17 protein-coding genes (1 of these 17 running past the window's edge) are annotated in these 17,972 nt (G+C 52.5%); 13 read left to right on the top strand and 4 right to left on the bottom strand.

Features of this window, described 5'->3' with window-relative positions:
• Positions 1-728: the 3' portion of a putative metalloprotease CJM1_0395 family protein gene (locus EPV75_RS09560; protein WP_225972306.1), read on the top strand. It extends 79 nt beyond the left edge of the window; only the last 728 of its 807 coding nucleotides appear in the window; its start codon lies off the left edge, out of view; the stop codon is at positions 726-728.
• 7 nt (positions 729-735) lie between these two features.
• Here the strand turns inward: EPV75_RS09560 and EPV75_RS09555 are convergent, their stop codons facing one another.
• Positions 736-1,044, bottom strand: coding sequence for an ArsR/SmtB family transcription factor (locus EPV75_RS09555; RefSeq protein WP_029938707.1), 309 nt, complete (start codon positions 1,042-1,044; stop codon positions 736-738).
• 202 nt (positions 1,045-1,246) lie between these two features.
• Here EPV75_RS09555 and EPV75_RS09550 point away from each other — a divergent pair, with 202 nt between their 5' ends.
• Positions 1,247-2,575: a S41 family peptidase gene (locus tag EPV75_RS09550; RefSeq protein ID WP_029938706.1), complete on the top strand. Its 1,329-nt coding sequence runs from the start codon at positions 1,247-1,249 to the stop codon at positions 2,573-2,575.
• Positions 2,576-2,581: 6 nt separating this feature from the next.
• A complete protein-coding gene (locus tag EPV75_RS09545; RefSeq protein ID WP_128385235.1) occupies positions 2,582-3,139 on the top strand; it encodes a DJ-1 family glyoxalase III in 558 nt (185 codons plus the stop codon).
• On the opposite strand, the gene EPV75_RS12280 is transcribed toward EPV75_RS09545, so the two are convergent.
• A complete protein-coding gene (locus EPV75_RS12280) occupies positions 3,132-3,293 on the bottom strand; it encodes a hypothetical protein (protein WP_192893982.1) in 162 nt (53 codons plus the stop codon). The genes EPV75_RS09545 and EPV75_RS12280 overlap by 8 nt on opposite strands.
• A 171-nt stretch (positions 3,294-3,464) precedes the next feature.
• On the opposite strand from EPV75_RS12280, the gene EPV75_RS09540 reads away from it, so the two are divergent.
• From EPV75_RS09540 to EPV75_RS09510, 7 genes are all read left to right on the top strand, one after another.
• Positions 3,465-3,884 carry a hypothetical protein gene (locus tag EPV75_RS09540; RefSeq protein WP_128385234.1) on the top strand — a complete coding sequence of 140 codons (420 nt, stop codon included), beginning with the start codon at positions 3,465-3,467 and terminating at the stop codon, positions 3,882-3,884.
• A gap of 104 nt (positions 3,885-3,988) precedes the next feature.
• Positions 3,989-5,332 carry an efflux RND transporter periplasmic adaptor subunit gene (locus EPV75_RS09535; protein WP_128385233.1) on the top strand — a complete coding sequence of 448 codons (1,344 nt, stop codon included), beginning with the start codon at positions 3,989-3,991 and terminating at the stop codon, positions 5,330-5,332.
• Between the two features lie 9 nt (positions 5,333-5,341).
• A complete protein-coding gene (locus EPV75_RS09530) occupies positions 5,342-8,512 on the top strand; it encodes an efflux RND transporter permease subunit (RefSeq protein ID WP_128385232.1) in 3,171 nt (1,056 codons plus the stop codon).
• Entirely contained in the window at positions 8,509-9,855 is a 1,347-nt protein-coding gene (locus tag EPV75_RS09525; protein ID WP_128385231.1) for a TolC family protein, read from the top strand. Before EPV75_RS09530 ends, EPV75_RS09525 begins: the two co-directional genes overlap by 4 nt.
• An 87-nt stretch (positions 9,856-9,942) precedes the next feature.
• The gene (locus EPV75_RS09520) at positions 9,943-10,296 is read left to right on the top strand and encodes an HvfA family oxazolone/thioamide-modified RiPP metallophore (protein WP_128385230.1); all 354 of its coding nucleotides are present in this window, start codon (positions 9,943-9,945) and stop codon (positions 10,294-10,296) included.
• 105 nt (positions 10,297-10,401) lie between these two features.
• A complete protein-coding gene (locus tag EPV75_RS09515) occupies positions 10,402-11,280 on the top strand; it encodes an HvfB family MNIO-type RiPP peptide maturase (RefSeq protein ID WP_128385229.1) in 879 nt (292 codons plus the stop codon).
• Positions 11,280-12,125 carry an HvfC family RiPP maturation protein gene (locus tag EPV75_RS09510; protein WP_128385228.1) on the top strand — a complete coding sequence of 282 codons (846 nt, stop codon included), beginning with the start codon at positions 11,280-11,282 and terminating at the stop codon, positions 12,123-12,125. Before EPV75_RS09515 ends, EPV75_RS09510 begins: the two co-directional genes overlap by 1 nt.
• 24 nt (positions 12,126-12,149) lie before the next feature.
• Here the strand turns inward: EPV75_RS09510 and EPV75_RS09505 are convergent, their stop codons facing one another.
• Positions 12,150-14,516 (bottom strand): putative bifunctional diguanylate cyclase/phosphodiesterase, encoded by a 2,367-nt coding sequence (locus EPV75_RS09505; RefSeq protein WP_128385227.1) that lies wholly within the window; start codon positions 14,514-14,516, stop codon positions 12,150-12,152.
• 117 nt (positions 14,517-14,633) lie between these two features.
• Between EPV75_RS09505 and EPV75_RS09500 the strand changes: the two genes are divergently transcribed.
• From EPV75_RS09500 to EPV75_RS09490, 3 genes are all read left to right on the top strand, one after another.
• Positions 14,634-15,452 (top strand): YihY family inner membrane protein, encoded by an 819-nt coding sequence (locus tag EPV75_RS09500; protein WP_128385226.1) that lies wholly within the window; start codon positions 14,634-14,636, stop codon positions 15,450-15,452.
• 111 nt (positions 15,453-15,563) lie between these two features.
• Positions 15,564-16,085 carry a sigma-70 family RNA polymerase sigma factor gene (locus tag EPV75_RS09495; protein WP_029938695.1) on the top strand — a complete coding sequence of 174 codons (522 nt, stop codon included), beginning with the start codon at positions 15,564-15,566 and terminating at the stop codon, positions 16,083-16,085.
• The gene (locus EPV75_RS09490) at positions 16,082-16,837 is read left to right on the top strand and encodes a DUF3379 family protein (protein WP_128385225.1); all 756 of its coding nucleotides are present in this window, start codon (positions 16,082-16,084) and stop codon (positions 16,835-16,837) included. The genes EPV75_RS09495 and EPV75_RS09490 overlap by 4 nt, the downstream gene beginning before the upstream one ends.
• Positions 16,838-16,844: 7 nt before the next feature.
• Here the strand turns inward: EPV75_RS09490 and EPV75_RS09485 are convergent, their stop codons facing one another.
• On the bottom strand, positions 16,845-17,972 hold the full coding sequence (locus EPV75_RS09485; protein WP_128385224.1) for an HprK-related kinase B: 1,128 nt from the start codon (positions 17,970-17,972) through the stop codon (positions 16,845-16,847).

The raw sequence follows: 17,972 nt of genomic DNA, 5'->3' as shown, positions 1-17,972 counted from the left end.
CCATTCCTGCTGAATCCATTCAGGTTTCAACCTCCTCATCCTCGACGGCTTCTCAAAATAATACCTCCTCCAACCGTGAAAGAGATTCTCAGGCTGGACGTAGTAATACCATTTCACAAGCGGAAAAGGCACCAACCGAAAAGTCTGCTTCTTCAGATCAGCAGGTTGAGCGCGAAGTACAGCGTGTTATTTCGGAACTCAAATCACGCGACAGAGAAGTGAAAGCCCATGAGCAGGCGCATTTAGCGGCCGGCGGGCAACACGTCACCGGTGGTGCCAATTATTCATATCAAACCGGCCCGGACGGACGGCGTTATGCGATTGGCGGTGAAGTCGGAATCGATACCAGCCCAGTGTCGGGAGACCCGCAGGCCACCTTAGCAAAAGCCCAGCAGATTCGGGCAGCGGCCTTGGCTCCGGCCGAACCGTCCTCTCAAGACCGTAAAGTGGCGGCACAAGCATCGCAAATGGCTGCGGAAGCACGAGCCGATATAATGAATACCAAACAAGAAGAGCGGACGGAGGAAGAGGTTGAGGATACGGAATCCACTAATGAAAAGCCTTCGTCTGAGGGTTCTGAGCGTGACATCCAAAGTAATCCCTTGTTGAGTGACACTCAAAACGAAAACCGTTTGGAAATGTCAATGTCACCTGAGAACGGGGTGATGTCGTCGGCGGTCAGCGAACGGAATCAATTTGAAATTCGCCTGATGAACCAGGCGAGTTAAAAGGGAATTAAACCGGACAGAATGTTTGTTGCATGGCTTCCAGCAGGTTCAAAATCTGTGGGTCTCGCACTTTGCACAGAATCTTGCTGCCATCGCGGCGAGAGGTGATGATTTCTTTCTCTCTCAGGATGTCGATATGCTGGGAAATGTTGCTTTGAGTGGTTCCGACTTTTGAAACGATGTCCATGACTGGAAGTTCGCTGTCTCCAAGTACACATAAAATCTTGAGTCTTAGAGGGTGACCCATGGCTTTGAGCGCCTTCGAGGCCTTTTCGATATTTTCTTCTTTTATCGCTAACGGGTTGATTTCTTCCATTCCTTTGTCACCGCTTAATTGTTATTTTGTCAGAATATGTTTAAATGTGTAGATGTCTGTAATTCTAATTAAATAGTTCTCTAATGTCACTTAAACTTCACTTATAATGAAGTAAATTAATTTTTTAGCAGCACTTTTGAATACAAAAATGAACATTCTGGAGTAAAGAGTGAAAATAACTTGGGTGAAAAAAAGTTTTTGGATGTTTTACGGTGCCGTCCTGGGCGCCACTATCGTTGTCGGCACCAGCGTTTGGGCCGAGAGCGAAAATGAAAAAAAAGCCTCACCGGATGCTAGCCCCCAAGCGGTTTTACCTCTTGAAGAATTACGTTCGTTTGTTGAAGTGTTTGATCGTATCTCCACCGATTATGTGGAGCCGGTCGAAAATAAAGAGCTTCTGGAGGGAGCCATCAGTGGCATGTTGTCCAGTTTGGACCCGCACTCGGCTTACCTGCCGCCTAAGAATTACAAGAAAATGGAAGAGCACACCACCGGTGAATTCGGCGGTCTAGGAATGGAAGTCGGGATGGAAGACGGGTTCGTGAAAGTCATTTCCCCGATTGATGATACGCCGGCGCAAAAAGCCGGTGTGAAAGCGGGCGATTTGATCATCAAGCTCGACGATCATCCGGTGAAAGGAAAATCTCTGGCCGACGCCGTCAAAATCATGCGGGGTAAACCGGGGTCGAAAATCACTCTGACGATTGTGCGTCAAGGCGAAGACAAGCCGATTGTAAAAGAATTGACCCGTGCGATTATCAAGGTCAAAAGCGTCAAGGAGCAATTGTTGAACGACGGTATGGGGTATGTCCGTATCAGCCAGTTCCAAATGCGTACCGGCGAAGACTTGGTGAAAGCCATAGAAAAGCTGGAAAAAGAAAACAAGGGGCCTTTGAACGGCCTGGTATTGGACTTGCGTAACAATCCGGGCGGCGTATTGCGGGCGGCGGTTGAAGTTTCCGATGCGTTCTTGAATGACGGTTTGATCGTTTACACCAAGGGGCGCGTGAAAAATTCGGAGATGAATTTTGAAGCCGAAGCGGGCGACTTGATGGAAGGCAAGCCAATTGTGGTATTGATTAACGAAGGGTCGGCGTCCGCTTCGGAAATCGTTTCCGGTGCTCTGCAAGACCAGAAACGTGCGTTGATCGCCGGCCGTACCAGTTTCGGTAAAGGGTCCGTCCAGACCTTGATTCCGTTGAACAACGGCGGCGCCATTAAGGTGACTACTGCGCGTTACTACACGCCGTCCGGTCGTTCGATTCAAGCGGAAGGCATCAAGCCGGACATTGAAATCGACCAGGTGAAAGTGGAAAAATTGCAGGCACCGGACTTCACCCGCATCAAGGAAAAAGATTTGAGCGGACACCTGGATGGTGAAAATGAAGACGAAGAGTCGACCAAAAAACTGACCAAAGAGCAAAAAGCTTCTCAGAAGGCTTTGGAAGAGTTGTTGGCGAACGACTACGAACTGCATGAAGCCTTGAGCTTGCTGAAAGGGATGTATTTCACACAGCAAATGAAACAGTGAGGGTGTATGACAAAACGTGTATTGGTTCCATTGGCGCAAGGGTGTGAAGAACTCGAAGCCGTAACCATTATCGATTTGTTGACGCGTGCCGGTGTAGACGTGGTGACGGCTAGTCTGGACGATAACCGAACCATCACCGCCAGCCGTGGCGTGCAACTGGTGGCGCAGACCACCTTGGCTGATGTCGAATCGGACAGGTTTGACATGATTGCCTTGCCTGGCGGTCTACCGGGCGCGAATCACTTGAATGAGGATGCGCGTTTGCATCACATGTTGCGGCAAACGGTTCAGCAAGGTGGATTGTCCGCGGCCATTTGCGCCGCGCCGAAGGTTTTGGTCACGGCCGGCTTGTTGGATGGTAAAAAAGCCACCAGTTTCCCCGGTGTGATTGAACAGCAACCGGCGGAAAACATGACGTTTGTGGATGAAGCGGTGGTTCAGGACGGTCAGGTCGTGACATCGAAAGGACCGGGGACCGCCATTCCATTTGCACTGACACTGATTGAAAATCTACTGGGGCCGGACAAACGGCACGAAGTCGAAAGCGGTCTTCAGCTCAGTTGAGGTGTTGGCGCAGCAGCTTTTTGATGCGCAAGGCTAACTGCTTGGCCTGTTTGTCCGTCAAGTGTGTGGTTTGACCGGCTTTGGGGTCGGAACGAATCTGGTTCAGCAAGGCTTTCAACGCCTGTTCATCCGGTGGCTGTTTGTCGCTTCCCATCTTCTAAACACTCTTCATTGAATTGCTATTGAATCGACTTTTCATCAGGCCTGGCGGATTTGGGTTGATTGTCGTTGACAGTCCATTTAAGTCGCTAAAAATCGATTTTACTTATTAAAACACAAAAATATTTATTTGTAATTGCCCGGGGTTTTCATTAGACTCGAAATTATGAAACTGTCCTATGTGTTTTTAATCATCGCGTTTTTATTCGGTCAACTGCAAGTGGCCGGCGCATCTGTGCCTGCGCAAAAGATGTCAAGCGAAGCACACGCTTGCTGCGATGAAATGACGGAAATGCACCATGACATGCATTCCGCACACAAGACAGCCCATCAGATGTCATCCCATTCCACACAGACCACTGGCCACGCTTGTTGTGACCATACCATGGCGTCTGCCGGTTGCCCGATGTGTGGCGATCAATGCGATTGTGGTGTGACTTGCCATATCACCAGCCATTCCTTCGGTGTGATTCAAACCGTGGCTATTCGTATGGCGCCGATGGTCGTTAAAACCGTCGAGCCTTCTGACTTTTCATTTGTTTCTGCAGAACTTGCGCTGGAAAAACGCCCTCCAAAACACGCTTAAACTCCTCTGACGCTTGACCGATATCGTTGTGCTCCGTGCAGACGGTATGGATTTCGATTATCAGCTGATCGGCCTCAACAACAGACCGATTAAAGGATTTTAAGATGACACCTTCCACACGTTTTTTATGGCCAGGCCTGGCGCTTTGGCTCTCTTTGTCCGGTTGTTCGGCTTTCGCCGCCGACTTGCCGGATATTGCTCAGGAAGCCCATCCGCATGAGGCGGGCGCTTCAACTGAAAACCCTTCTACCGAAGCAAATGCTTCGGATACCCAGCACTCCGATACAGCGGTGTATAAGTACGTCTGTCCGATGCACCCGCAAATCGTTCGGGATCATGAGGGGACTTGTCCCATCTGTGGTATGGCACTGGTCAAACAATTGTTTGACGCGTCCGAATCGGCGCAGGAAGTCCACGTGAAAGGCGGTGCTTCCGCTGATGGTTCTTTGCGACAAACGTTTGCGGTCCGAACCGCGGAAGTCCAACGGACCACTCTTTGGAAATACATTGAAACCTTCGGGAAAGTGGTGCCGGATGAAACGCAAGTGGTTCACATCCACCCGCGTGCCTCGGGGTGGATCAGTGACTTGAGTGTCCGCAGCAATGGCGATTTCGTCAAGAAAGGTGCTTTGTTATACCGTATCTACTCGCCGGAAATCGTATCGGCGCAACAGGATTTTCTACAAGCTTTGCAAAGCCAGCGCAAACTGGGTAACAGCGCCAAATCGATTCTTGAATCCGCACGGGTTCGGTTATCGCTGTTGGGGGTCGACGATCAGACCATTCAGGTTTTGCAACGTAAGCGTCGGGTGATGGAACAGATTCCAGTGTATGCGCCGCAAAGCGGTTACGTGAGCGAAATGGCGGTGCAAAATGGCATGTACATCCAGCCGCAGACCGAGTTGATGAGTCTGATTGGTTTGAACAGCGTCTGGGTCGAGGCGGAAGTCCTGCCTTTACAGCAGGCGTGGGTAAAACAGGGACTCACGGTGGAAGTGGCCACCGATGCGTATCCGGGCCAAACCAGGGAAAGCCGGATTGATTATTTGTATCCGACGGCCGACCCGGTTTTGCAAGCTCTGAAAGTGCGTATTCCGTTGCAAAATACGGACGAACAGCGCTTCAAACCAAATATGCTGGTGGATGTCACCATCTACGGTGGGCCGAAGCATTCGGTGCTGGCCATTCCAATGGAAGCGGTGATTCAAGACGGCACTCAGTCTCGTGTGGTGATGGAACAGCCCAACGGCGGTTACCGGGTGGCGGAAATCGTCACCGGCATGGAAACCCGTAATTGGGTGGAAGTGTTGTCGGGCTTGAAAGCCGGGGAACGCATTGTCACGTCCGGTCAGTTCCTGATCGATTCGGAAAGTCAGATCCAGTCCAACCTCAAACGCATGGCCGGCTCATCGGACTCCGGTGCGGCTAACCACGCGCATGCGCATTAGGAGGTGGTCATGATTCGTTCGATTATTGCCGCTTCCATTGCGAACCGGTTTTTGGTGCTGCTGTTCAGCCTGGTGCTGGCAGTCTGGGGCTGGAAAGCGGTTCAAAATACGCCCTTGGACGCGATTCCCGATTTATCCGATGTGCAGGTCATTGTCAAAACGCCTTTTGCCGGGCAAAGTCCGCAGTTGGTTGAAGACCAGGTGACCTATCCGATTTCCAGTCTGATGATGTCGGTACCCAAAGCCAAAGCGGTGCGCGGTTATTCCTTTTTCGGGGATTCCTACGTTTATATTCTGTTTGAAGAGGGCACCGATCCTTATTGGGCTCGCTCCCGGGTGCTCGAATATCTCAATCAAGTGAAACCGCAATTGCCCGACGGGGTGCAGCCGCGACTGGGGCCGGACGCTTCCGGGGTGGGTTGGGTGTATCAATATGCGTTGGTGGACCGGACCCACTCGACCGATTTGGCCGAACTGCGCAGTTTGCAGGATTGGTTTTTGAAGTACGAACTGCAATCGGTGCCCGGCGTGTCGGAAGTCGCGTCCGTCGGCGGGATGGTCAAACAATATCAAGTGGTGGTGGACCCGAACAAATTGCGGGGCTATAACCTGACCCTGGAACAAGTGCAGCAAGCGATTCGTCAAAGCGCGACGGAAATGGGCGCGTCGGTCATCGAGCTGGCGGAAGCCGAATACATGGTTGGCGTGAAAGGCTATGTCACCCGCTTGAAGGACTTGCAGCAGGTACCGGTGGGCGGTCTGTCGGCCGACGGTACGCCTTTGCTGTTGAAGGACATCGCTCGGGTTCAGCTGGGTGCGAAGCCGCGCCGCGGCATTGCGGAACTGAATGGCGAAGGCGAGGTGGTCGGCGGCATTGTGGTGATGCGTTCCGGTGAAAACGCCTTGAATGTGATTCAGGCGGTGAAAGCCAAATTGGACGATATTCGCCCAGGCCTGCCGGAAGGCGTGGACTTGGTTGAAGTCTATAATCGCTCCGGGCTGATCGAGCGTTCCGTGGCGACACTCAAAGATAAGCTGCTGGAAGAAATGATTGTGGTGGCCTTGGTTTCGTTGGTGTTCTTGTTCCACTTACGCTCCGCTTTGGTGGCGGTGGTTTCTTTACCGCTGGGGATTCTCGGCGCTTTCATCATTATGGAAGCCATGGGCGTCACCGCCAATATCATGAGCTTGGGGGGCATCGCCATCGCCATTGGCACCATGGTGGATGCAGCGATTGTGATGATTGAGAATGCCCACAAGCATTTGGAGGCCTATCGTCGTGAAACGGGCGAACCCGCTCAAGGGCGCGATCATTGGCGTTTGGTTCGGGAATCGGCTCAGGAAGTCGGCTTGCCGTTGTTTCTGTCGCTGTTGATCATCGCGTTGAGTTTTGTGCCGATTTTTGCCCTGCAAGAGCAGGCCGGACGCCTTTTCACGCCATTGGCTTTGACCAAAACCCTAGCGATGGCCGTGGCGGCGGGGCTGGCGATTACGCTGGTGCCGGTGTTGATGGGGTGGTTTATTCGCGGGCGCTTGCCGAGTGAATCCGCCAATCCCCTGAACCGTTGGCTGGTGGCGTTGTATCGTCCGGTCTTACAGTGGGCGTTGCGTTTTCCAAAAAGCGTCTTGGTTGCGGCGTTGGTGTTGTTGGTCAGTGCGGCGTATCCCTGGCAGCATATCGGTTCCGAATTCATGCCGGAACTGGAGGAAGGCGATTTGCTTTACATGCCGACCACCTTGCCTGGTTTATCGATCGGTAATGCGCAAAGTTTGCTGCAGCAAACCGACCGCATCATCAAGTCCTTCCCGGAAGTGAAGACGGTGTTCGGCAAAATCGGTCGGGCCGATACCGCGACCGATCCGGCGCCTTTGACGATGATTGAAACCACCATTCAGTTGAAGGACAAGTCGGAATGGCGTGAAGGCATGACCCTACCGAAATTGATTCAAGCCTTGAACGAGGCGGTGGCGATTCCCGGTTTGACCAATGCTTGGGTGCAACCCATCAAAACCCGCATCGACATGTTGTCCACCGGGATCAAAACGCCCATTGGCATTAAAATCGCCGGGGACGACTTGGCTGAGATTCAAGCCGTCGGTGAACAGGTCGAATCGGCGGTATCGAAAGTGCCGGGCACCTTGTCGGCCTTTTCCGACCGATCCGAAGGCGGGCGCTATATTGATATCCTGCCAAAACGTGCACAAGCGGCCCGTTATGGTTTGAGTGTGGCGCAAGTGGCCAATATCGTCGCGTCGGCGGTCGGAGGCCAGGTGTTGCAACAAACCATTGAAGGGCGGGAACGTTACAGTTTGAATCTACGGTATCCCCAGGCCTGGCGGAATTCGGTGGAATCCTTGAAGTTGTTGCCAATTGTGACCGCTTCCGGTGCGCAGATTCAACTGGGCATGATTGCCGATATCAAAATCCGCATGGGGCCGCCGATGATCAAGTCGGAAAACGCACGCCTCAACGGTTGGACGTTTGTCGATTTGGATAAAGGCACCGATTTGGTGGATTATATTCAGCGCGCCAAACAAGCGGTGGCCGACGCCGTGCCGTTGCCACCGGGGATCAGTGTGCAATGGACCGGGCAGTATGAATACCTGCTCAAAGCACAGCAAACCTTATATAACATCGTGCCGCTGACGCTCATCATTATCTTCGTGCTGCTGTACATCATCTTCAAGCAAGTGGCGGAAGCCTTGATGATTCTGTTGGTGATTCCATTCGCGCTGCTCGGCTCGGTCTGGTTCTTGTGGTGGTTGGGTTACGACTACTCGATTGCCGTGGCCGTGGGAATGATTGCCTTGGCCGGTGTGGCGACCGAATTCGGTGTGGTGATGTTGTTGTATCTGAAACAGGCGATTCACAAAGCCGAAACGGAAGGGCGACTGAATAACCGTAGCGATCTGGCCGCCGCCATTATGCAAGGCGCGGTGCAGCGCGTGCGACCCAAAGCCATGACGGTGAGTGTCATCGTCATCGGGTTGTTGCCGATTTTATTCGCCAACGGCACCGGCGCGGAAGTCATGAAACGGATTGCCGCACCGATGGTGGGCGGCATGATTTCGGCGCCGCTGGTGTCGATGCTGTTGATTCCGTTGCTGACGTATTTACTGTATGCCGCCAAGGGGTTCGGAGCCGAGAAGGCCGCCGAAGCCAAAGGAGACGCTGTATGAAGGGTTTAAATTATGTTTCAAAAAGCTTAAAGCTTGTTTCGTTACGGCTCAGTGGGTTAGTTTTTGCGGCGGCTATTTGGTCGTCGCCGGCGTCGGCTTCACAGTTGCAACAATTGTTTGAGGTCGCGCTGGCCAACAATCCGCAATTGTCGGCGGCCGAAGCCGACAGTGCGGCGGCCATGAGCGATGTTCGGCAGGCCGAGTCCGAAGAAAACCTGACCGTCAATCTGAAAAGTGAGCTGAGTTACGCTTGGATGAAGGAAAGTTCCTTCTCCCGAACCGCCAACCAGTTGGTGGCGGTTTATCCGTTGTACCAACCGGAACAGAGCGATTTGAACGCCGCGGCCAGTCAGCAACACAGCAGTCGCCAATATCAACTGGATGCCACGCGTCAGCAGTTGCTGTTACAGGTGGCGCTGACGTATTTTCGTTATTGGTCGCAGCAAGAAGATTTGCACTTTCTGCAAAAAGAGCGCCGTTCCATTGAATCGATTCTACAACAGGTCAAACAACGCTTTCAGGTGGGCTATCAGGATTTGAACGACATCGTCGAGATACAGGCGCGGTTGGACATGAATCATGCCGATGCACTGGAAGCGCGTCAGTCGCTGGAACGCACGCGCCAGAATCTGGCAGCTTTGTTGGGCGTGGATCATTTGGACGCCATTCCGCAAACAGCTTTCGGGTTCCCGGTGGATGTGGGGGATGAGGTGACGCAGTTGGCGCAGCGGTATGGATTGGCGAATTCACAAAACCGCCAGGCCTGGCCGGAATTGGTGTCGCATCACCCGAGCCTGTTTGCATTGCAGGCCTCCGCCGATGCGTTGCGCAACGAGGCGGAATACCACAAAAACAAGGACACCTTCCAACTGGATGCGTTCGGCACCCTGGTGTACAACGATTCCGGCAATCATTACTACGATGATATGGAAGGCGCTCGCGGCGGGGTGCAATTGACCGTGCCGTTGTATTTGGGCGGACGCACCGAATCGTCGGTGTCCAAAGCCCGGCATCAGTCGCAAAAACGCTTGGCGCAAAAACGCGAACAGCAATTGAAGCTGGAAGCGGAAGCGAAAAACGCCTGGCTGGGATTGCAGACCGGTGTGGCACGGGTCAAGGCCTTGCAGTCGGCGTTGGTGTCGAACCGGGCGGCCTTGAAAGCCACCGAGCAAGGGTTGCAAACCGGGCGTCGCAATATTCTGGATCTGCTCAATGCGCAGCGCAGTCTGCACAAAACCGAGCGGGACTTACCGGTTTTGAAAGCGCAAATCGGTGAAGATTTGGCGAAATTTTATTGGGCCATAGGAAAAATGAGTGAAGAAAACAACCTATGGCAGAAATAAAGTTGAGTAAACTGGGTCTACTAAATGAATGTTTTTTAAGTGTTTTAACCAACAATGTTTTTTATGAAAACAACAGGAGTAAAGCGTATGTCTAAGCAAAATCGAAGAGACTTTTTGAAGATGGCGGGTGCCGCCACCGCCGCGACCTTGACCGGTAACGTTCTGGCGTCCGACAACCCGTTCGGCTTCAAGGAAATGGCCGGAGGCTATCAGCAGGTCGCCGAAGGAAAATGCGGCGGCATGAAGGATAAAGAAGGTAAATGTGGCGGCATGAAAGATAAGGAAGGCAAGTGCGGCGGCAAGGCGAACAAATCCATGGAAGGTAAGTGTGGTGAAGGAAAATGCGGCGGTATGAAAGATAAGGAAGGAAAGTGCGGCGGCAAGACGAACAAATCCATGGAAGGCAAGTGCGGTGAAGGGAAATGCGGTGGCATGAACTGATTGCCCCGTAACGCCTGACCCAAAAAGCCGCCCATTTGAGCGGCTTTTTATTTTAAGATGAACAAAGATGAATGTACCTTTTATGGTTTGTGTAAGGAAGTGTGGATGAGTTTACGATTTGAACCCGCTTTGCAGGGCGTCGGTTTGGGGTTGCGTCGCGACTTTTTCGACGAGATTCTCGCCGACCCGGATTTCGACATCGATTTTCTCGAAATCGCACCGGAAAACTGGCTGCGGTTCGGTGGGCGTCAAGGCCGCGCATTGCGCCAATTGACCGAGCGTTATCCGTTCGCCTGCCACGGTTTGTCGCTCGACTTGGGCGGTCCCCATCCGCTCGACGAGGCTTATGTGATGGAACTCAAAGCGTTTTTCGAACAACACCATGTCCGTGTGTACACCGAGCACTTAAGTTATTGTGGCGATTCCGGCCACATGTATGACTTGATGCCGATTCCGTTTACCGAAGAGGCGGTGCATTACGTGGCCGACCGCATCAAACGGGTACAGGATTTATTGGAAAGGCCCATCGGTGTGGAAAACGTGTCTTTTTACGCCATGCCGAGCAATGAGCTGACCGAAGCCGAGTTTATCAATGCGGTGGTGTCGGAAGCCGATTGTGGGCTGCTGTTCGACGTCAATAACACCTATGTCAACAGCATCAACCATCGTTACGATGCGCTTGAGTTCATGCGGCAAATGCCGACCGAACGGATGATGTATTTCCACATGGCCGGGCATTTCGACGAAGCCGAAGATTTGAAAATCGATACCCACGGTCAGGACGTCAAGCAGGCCGTCTGGGATTTGCTGGATGAAACCTATGCTCAGCAGGGTGTTTTTCCCACCTTGTTGGAACGGGACTTCAATATTCCGCCGTTGGCGGAACTGATGCAGGAAGTGGCACAAATTCGAACCGCCCAGGCAAAAGCGGTCACAAAAGCCGCTGCCAATGGCCCGGCGGAACACATTAGAAAGGAAGGCTGATGGACGAACTGGATTGGCAGGCATTGCCGGACTTTCAAAAAATGCAATATCGTTTCGCGGCACGTATACGTGACCCGCAAGGAACGGCGGACGCTACTGGTGATTTGGCCGAGAAATCACCAGGCCTGGCGGAAACCGAGGTGGATCCGACCTTACCGATCGAAGAGCGTCGCTGGAAGGCTTACGAGGATTTGTTTTTCAATAATGTGCAGGATTTCTTTTCCAAATTGTTTCCGGTGTTGAAGTCGGTGGTCGGTGAAACGCGGTGGGCCGAGCTGGTGCGCGAGTATATGCAGAAACACCGGGCCCGAACACCGTTGTTTCACGAGCTGGGCGAAGAATTTTTAGTGTTCCTGCAACAAGGGTATGACCCTCAGCCGCAGGACCCGGCGTTTATGTTGCCGTTGGCGCATTACGAGTGGGTGGAACTGGCCTTATCGGTGGATGAAGCCGACGGTTTTGAGAATGCGCTAGGCCTGACGGCCGATTTGGACGCGGTGTACGAGTTGTCGCCGGTGGCGTGGCCTTTGGCGTATGATTGGCCGGTGCATGAACTGGGACCGGATTTTATGCCTGAGGCACCACCGGAAATGGTCACCACGCTGTTGGTGTACCGGGATGCGGACGATGTCATTCAGTTTATGGTGCTGTCGCCGGTGTTATACGAGTTCATCCAGCGTTTGGCGAATCCGGACGTCGTTGAAATCGTCGAGAGGCCGACGGCCCGAACCGTATTACAGGGCTTGGCCGAGGCGTTGCAGGTTCCGGTGGCGGATTTGGAGGGCTTTGCTCAGTCGGTATTGCAGGATTTAATCGACCGTCAGGTGTTACGCCCCGTCGTGTGATTATGGTTCGAGTAAAGCTTTGGTTTAGGCCGATAGACACTTCATTTCGAATTTGGCGGCATCCAGCGGTTTACTGAACAAATAGCCTTGGCCTTCGTCGCATTCCAGCGCCTTGAGAATGTCCAATTGGTTGGGGGTTTCAATGCCCTCGGCCAGCACTTTCATGCCCAGACTGTGCCCCATCTTGATAATGGCGCGGACGATGGAACGTGCTTCTTTATTGAATTCGATGTCGTCGATAAAGCTTTTGTCGATTTTGATGCGGTCCACATTCAAATGTTTGATGTAGGACAGCGACGAATAGCCGGTGCCGAAATCGTCGATGGAAATTTCCAGCCCTTTTTCCTGAAGGGTGCTCAGGCAGTTGGCGTTTTCGTTGTTGCCGTTGCGTTCGATGTTTTTCATCATCACCGATTCGGTGACCTCGATGTCGATGCGGTTCGCGGTGAGTTGGTTTTCCTGCAAGATACGTTCCACCACGTCACCGAAATTACCGGCCAGCAGTTGGGTGGAGGAAGTGTTGATCGCGACCCGGGGCAATTCGATTTTGCAATGTGACCAGGCCTGGAGCTGGCGCGCAGCGGTCTCGAACACGAATTCGCCGATGGCACTGATGAGGCCGAATTTTTCTGCCAGTGGAATGAACTCGCACGGCGAGACCATGCGGTCGCTTCTCGGCCAACGTACCAAAGCTTCGGCACCGACCAACTTCAGGGAGTGCAGACTGTATTGCGGTTGGTAATGTACCTGGAATTCTTTTTCCCGCACCGCTCGGTGCAAGCTTTCTTCGATTTCATGCAGATAACTGAGTTGCTGGCGCATGTCTTTCGAGAACAGACAATATGGCGTGTGCTGTACTTTTTTGGCGGTATACATGGCGTAGTCGGCATGCTTGATCAGCGATTCGGGGGTGGTGCCGTGCTGAGGGTAAGAGGCGATGCCGATGCTGCAACTGACTTCGTGGTTGGAGTGATGAATGTGGTTGATTTTCTTCACTTGCAGGAACAGTTGATTGGCCAGTTCAGCCAATTCGGACGGTGTATGGAGTGAGGTGAGCAGGACAGCGAATTCGTCGCCGCCGAGGCGCGCCAGAAATTCGCCTTCCGGAACCGCTTCCTTGAAAGCTTGGCCGACGTGCCAGAGGAACTCGTCCCCGATGGTATGCCCTAAATGGTCGTTGACCCATTTGAAGTCGTTGAGGTCGATGTAGTAGAGATGAAAACTTTCCTCGGCGTGTTTTTCAATCATTTCCTGGATTTGATGATTGAAAGAGTAACGGTTCGGCAAATGCGTCACCGCATCGTAGTTGGCGGTATAGGACAACTGGTTCTGAATGTTCTTCAGTTCGGAAATATCGGTCAGGATGATGGAATAATAACTGTCCGGCAAACTGCGGTCTTGCAGTTTGTTGATGTCGATCATCATGTATTGATGCCGATAATGGTTGACGGCCGCTTCACCGCGCCAAGATTTGTGGATGGCTAAATACTCCTGAATGGCGGGGAGGTTGAGTTCGTGGAAAGCCTTTTCCAGCATTTCCCAGACCGATAGGGTATCGCCCAAGTCGCTCGCCAGCCGCATTTCAGTGAGCTTTTTGTTACTGATCTGCAAGTGACCTTCTTCGTTGAAGATGCCGATGGCTTCGTTCAGGTTTTGCATGAGGTTGCGATCCAGCAGCAGTTCGTGGGTGCGCTGGTGTACGCGCTCTTCCAGGTGGTCGCGAAGGGCTTCCTGATTTCGCGCATAGCGTTTGAGTTGGTCGATGGTCAGCAGGGCAATGATCAACAAACTGACGATAATCGGCACGGCGACCCACAGAATCATATTGCGCATGTCCGATAGGATGGCCGCAAAGTTGGCTTCCGAGCGCTGTGAAGCGGCTTGATAATCGGCCTCCAAGCGGTTTAACGTGCTGATGACCTGCTTTTGAAGCGGCAGGGTGACATCCACCAGTTGCTTGAGCGCGGCGTCTTTCTGGTCGTCCATCAACAGACTGTAAACGGTTTCCTGAAACCGACGATTTCGGGTCATGATCTCGCCGGCGTCTTCGATGATATCAATCTGAGAGGGGGCGAACGCATTTTCACGCAACGTGCTCAGGTTTTGGATGACAATTTGCTCGTAGCGGAACATGTCCATGTGAAGGGCATCAATTTCAAACGGGTCTTTGGCATTGATCATGCGCACCATCAGGATACTGCGCTGGGTGGCGGCATTGAACAGGGCGTCCAGATTGCTCTGGTAAGCGGTGTTTTCCTGGTGGTTTTCGAAGGCGTTGGCGATTTTACTTTCGTAGTTGAAGAAAATGCCGGAAGAGATGGCCACCAGGATGATGACGAGGCTGTAGCCGATGACCAGAAAGTGAATGAAATTGCTAGAATTCTTATACATAGCGGGTATTTTGATAGAATGAATTTTCAGAAGCAATTTAAAAAAATTAATGATGATATGTGAAATTGTTGGTGCGTCAAAAGCCTGATTTCACGACGTTTCTTAAGGAATTAACGCATGGCCGAAACGGAAAACCGTTTGTATAAGATCGCCTTTTGGATTCAGGCAGCTCAGAATTTCATTCGTAAGGACGGTTTGGATGCGGTGACGGTTTTGGCTTATGCCTCCTTGGTCGGGTTGGTGCCGTTTCTGACCATCATGCTCAGCGTGTTTTCGATGTCGGACAGTTTTCAAACGTTCGAAGATGCGGTGATGGATAAGGTGTTTCATTATTTGTTACCGGCCTCGACACCGATGGTGGAATCTTACCTGCTTCAGTTTTCCCAGCAGGCGAGTAAGTTGCACGGCATCGGTATCTTCAGCATGTTGGTGATTGCCTTGCTGCTGCTGTGGACCATCGACCAAAAAATCAATGCCATGTGGGACAAACATTTGCAACGCAGTTGGTGGGTGAGCTTATTACATTACATCGGCATCAGTGTGGTCGGGCCGGTGTTACTTGGCGGCAGTCTGGTGTTGAGTTCGGTGTTGCTGGCGGCCCCCGTTTTGCCTGGGGTGCCGCTGGAAACGGTGTTTTTGAATCAATTGCCGATTCTGATCAATGTAATCGGTTTCTGGTTCTTATACCGCTTCGTGCCATTGCATCGCGTCCCTTGGCGTTATGCGTTGGTTGGGGCGATTTTAGCCACCTTTGAATTGGAATTGTTGAAATACGGCTTTGGGCTGTATGTGAAATGGTTCCCGACCTATAACCTGATTTATGGTGCGTTTGCGGTGATTCCGCTGTTTTTGCTGTGGCTGTATCTGCTCTGGTTCATTCTGGTTTTCAATGCCTCGGTGGTGCACCAGATGATGGTGAAGCCGAAAGCGGCTTGAGGCGCGATTATTTCGAACGGTTTTGAAACAATTCGAGGAAAGGGCGGTCTTATTAAGGAACCTTTGGTTTAAACCAACGGTTACAAAGGTAATCCAACGGGATGGAATCGAATGTCGAATAAAACGCTGTTTTTTGATCAATTGGTCCGCGCTTACGCCAAAGACCTGTATCGCTATGCGTTTTGGATGAGCAAGGACGCGAATGTGGCCGAGGATTTGGTGCAGGAAACCTTTTCCCGTGCCTGGAAAGCCTTGGACAAGTTGCAGGACGAGCAAGCCGCTAAAGCCTGGTTGATGACGATTCTGCGCCGTGAAAATGCCCGTCGTTTTGAAAAGCAATCACCGGAGTGGGTGGCAATGGAAGAGGCGATGATCGCCGACAGCGTCGATCGGGAGCCGGAACGGCAAATGGAACGACAGGCGCTGTACCAGGCTATTCTGTCGCTGGATGCACAATTTAAGGAACCTTTGTTGTTACAGGTGTTGTGGGGGTTCAGCGGCGATGAAATCGCCGACCAACTCGGACTGAAACTGGCGACGGTCAACACCCGTCTGTTTCGGGCCCGGCAGCAACTCAAACAACAATTGGAACGGCCGTCCGCGACGGTCGGTTTGAAAGGAAATCGCACATGACCGAACTGGAATTTCGACGCAGACTGTTGGAGTCGCCGAACCAATTGGACGAGGCGATGCAAGCGTATTTGGCCGAACATCCCGACAAAGCGGCCGATGTCAAGGCACAAAAAGCCTTTGAAGCGGAATTGAAGCAGGCAATGCGGGTGACGCCGCCGGAAGGGCTGGAAGAGCGTATTCTCTTAAAAAACCGTTTCGAAGAGCCACCACAAAATGATGGTGGTTGGTTCGGGAACTTGACGGCATTTGCGGCGTCGTTTGCTTTGGTGGCGGTTTTTGCGATTTGGCAGTGGCCGTTACAGCCGGGAACCGGTTCAGTCGAACATTCAGTGGAAAATTCGCAGGAAGTTTTGCTGGAACAGGCGGTGGTGGATCACATTATTGACCACGCTCGGGAAGCGCCGGACTTGATGAAAGCGCAACCGTTGGATCAAGACGAAGCTTCTTTGCAGAAATTGTTTGCCAAGGTGGGAGCGGTGCTGGACAAGCCGGTGGATTTCATGAGTTATGCCGGAGAGTGCGAGGTGAACGGTCAGAAAGGACTGCATCTGGTGTTGCAGGAGGAAGCCGGGCCGGTGACCATTATTGTGCTGCCGGGCAAACAGCTCACCACCATGCAGGCGTTTAATCGCTCCGGTTTCCAGGGGCAGATGATTCCGGTCAAAGGGGCGATGGTGGCGATTGTCGGCGATTCGTACCAGGAATTGGCGATGGCGCAAATGCACTTCTTCAAAGCGGTTCGCTTCGGTTAAGCGCCCGTTATTGACGGCGGGCGGCCTCTTCGACCAGACGGACGGCGGCGGCAAAATCGACGTTGCCATTTAATTCCCAGCACGGCAAATCGCCTAACATGGCCAGATAAGGCGCGGTGTCCGGTTCGATTTGATTCGGCAGAAAGACATTTTGGCGGTCGGCATAGAAAGGACCGGGGCTTTTGATAATGGCCGGTAACAGATGCGGGCTGTCGTTCAGCGTGGTTTCGGTCAGGCGTGTGGCGTCGTCGGAGCCGGGCTGCCAGTTGAGAATGACCAATGCACTCAAAGGACTTTCGGCTTTGAAGCAGTTCGGGTGGTAAAGCCGGTTGACGTCGGCATCGTATTTTTCTTCCAGTTGGCGCAGTTCTTCGCGGGGTAGTTGCAGTAATTCGGCGCGTCGCTCGGCCGGAATCAAAGCGTGCAGTCGCGAATTGTGAACGATGGTGCCGGGGTTGATGCGCGGTTGTTTTGGAATGCCGCGCATCCATAATTCATCAGGCCTGGCCGATTCGGTGATTGTCGAGTCGGCGAACAACAAACGGTCATTGCTGATGAAGTGCTCGCCGTTTTCCAATAAATGCAACATCAAGGTCGATTTCCCGCCGCCGGACAGGCCGGCAATCGCGAGGCCGCGGCCGTTTAGTTGCAAGCCAGCGGCGTGGCCCAGCAACCAATCGCGGCGCAGGTGTTCATTCAGGTATTGGGTGAGGATGAAGTTGATGATTTGGTTCGGGTGGCTTTCGGTGGGGCCGAATGCCGTCGGTTGGTCATGGCGTTGCCAGAACAGCATCCCGGTTTTGACTTTATAGATGAAACGCTGCGCTTCCAGGCCATTGTCGAAATCCAAGAATGCATCTTTACGTCCGGTTTTGCCGGTTTCCCGCTTCCAGTCCTCCCAATGGAGCCCCTGATTCAAAAATTGATCGGTTTCGTAAGCGGTGATGGTTTGGTCTGCTTGAGCGGAACTTTCACTCAGAAGATCGCCGAAATAGTGCTGCAGGGTGGTCAGCAGGGTTTTGGAATTGGATTCGATGGCCAGCGTCCAGCCGGGTAAACTCAGAGAGAGCCGTTGCGGTTGCAACGGCGTGCTTTCTTGAAATTGGCTAATCTGTTGAACGAGATTGAGGGGCAA

This window comes from Hydrogenovibrio thermophilus (assembly GCF_004028275.1).
Classification (GTDB): Bacteria; Pseudomonadota; Gammaproteobacteria; order Thiomicrospirales; family Thiomicrospiraceae; genus Hydrogenovibrio; species Hydrogenovibrio thermophilus.
The sequence above is the reverse complement of the archived record's forward strand: the minus strand, read 5'-3'. Positions and strand labels throughout refer to the sequence as shown.

Coding starts and splice junctions, on each gene's coding strand:
- EPV75_RS09555 (WP_029938707.1), bottom strand. CDS start 1,044: ATGGAAGAAATCAACCCGTTAGCGATAAAAGAAGAAAATATCGAAAAG.
- EPV75_RS09550 (WP_029938706.1), top strand. CDS start 1,247: ATGTTTTACGGTGCCGTCCTGGGCGCCACTATCGTTGTCGGCACCAGC.
- EPV75_RS09545 (WP_128385235.1), top strand. CDS start 2,582: ATGACAAAACGTGTATTGGTTCCATTGGCGCAAGGGTGTGAAGAACTC.
- EPV75_RS12280 (WP_192893982.1), bottom strand. CDS start 3,293: ATGGGAAGCGACAAACAGCCACCGGATGAACAGGCGTTGAAAGCCTTG.
- EPV75_RS09540 (WP_128385234.1), top strand. CDS start 3,465: ATGAAACTGTCCTATGTGTTTTTAATCATCGCGTTTTTATTCGGTCAA.
- EPV75_RS09535 (WP_128385233.1), top strand. CDS start 3,989: ATGACACCTTCCACACGTTTTTTATGGCCAGGCCTGGCGCTTTGGCTC.
- EPV75_RS09530 (WP_128385232.1), top strand. CDS start 5,342: ATGATTCGTTCGATTATTGCCGCTTCCATTGCGAACCGGTTTTTGGTG.
- EPV75_RS09525 (WP_128385231.1), top strand. CDS start 8,509: ATGAAGGGTTTAAATTATGTTTCAAAAAGCTTAAAGCTTGTTTCGTTA.
- EPV75_RS09520 (WP_128385230.1), top strand. CDS start 9,943: ATGTCTAAGCAAAATCGAAGAGACTTTTTGAAGATGGCGGGTGCCGCC.
- EPV75_RS09515 (WP_128385229.1), top strand. CDS start 10,402: ATGAGTTTACGATTTGAACCCGCTTTGCAGGGCGTCGGTTTGGGGTTG.
- EPV75_RS09510 (WP_128385228.1), top strand. CDS start 11,280: ATGGACGAACTGGATTGGCAGGCATTGCCGGACTTTCAAAAAATGCAA.
- EPV75_RS09505 (WP_128385227.1), bottom strand. CDS start 14,516: ATGTATAAGAATTCTAGCAATTTCATTCACTTTCTGGTCATCGGCTAC.
- EPV75_RS09500 (WP_128385226.1), top strand. CDS start 14,634: ATGGCCGAAACGGAAAACCGTTTGTATAAGATCGCCTTTTGGATTCAG.
- EPV75_RS09495 (WP_029938695.1), top strand. CDS start 15,564: ATGTCGAATAAAACGCTGTTTTTTGATCAATTGGTCCGCGCTTACGCC.
- EPV75_RS09490 (WP_128385225.1), top strand. CDS start 16,082: ATGACCGAACTGGAATTTCGACGCAGACTGTTGGAGTCGCCGAACCAA.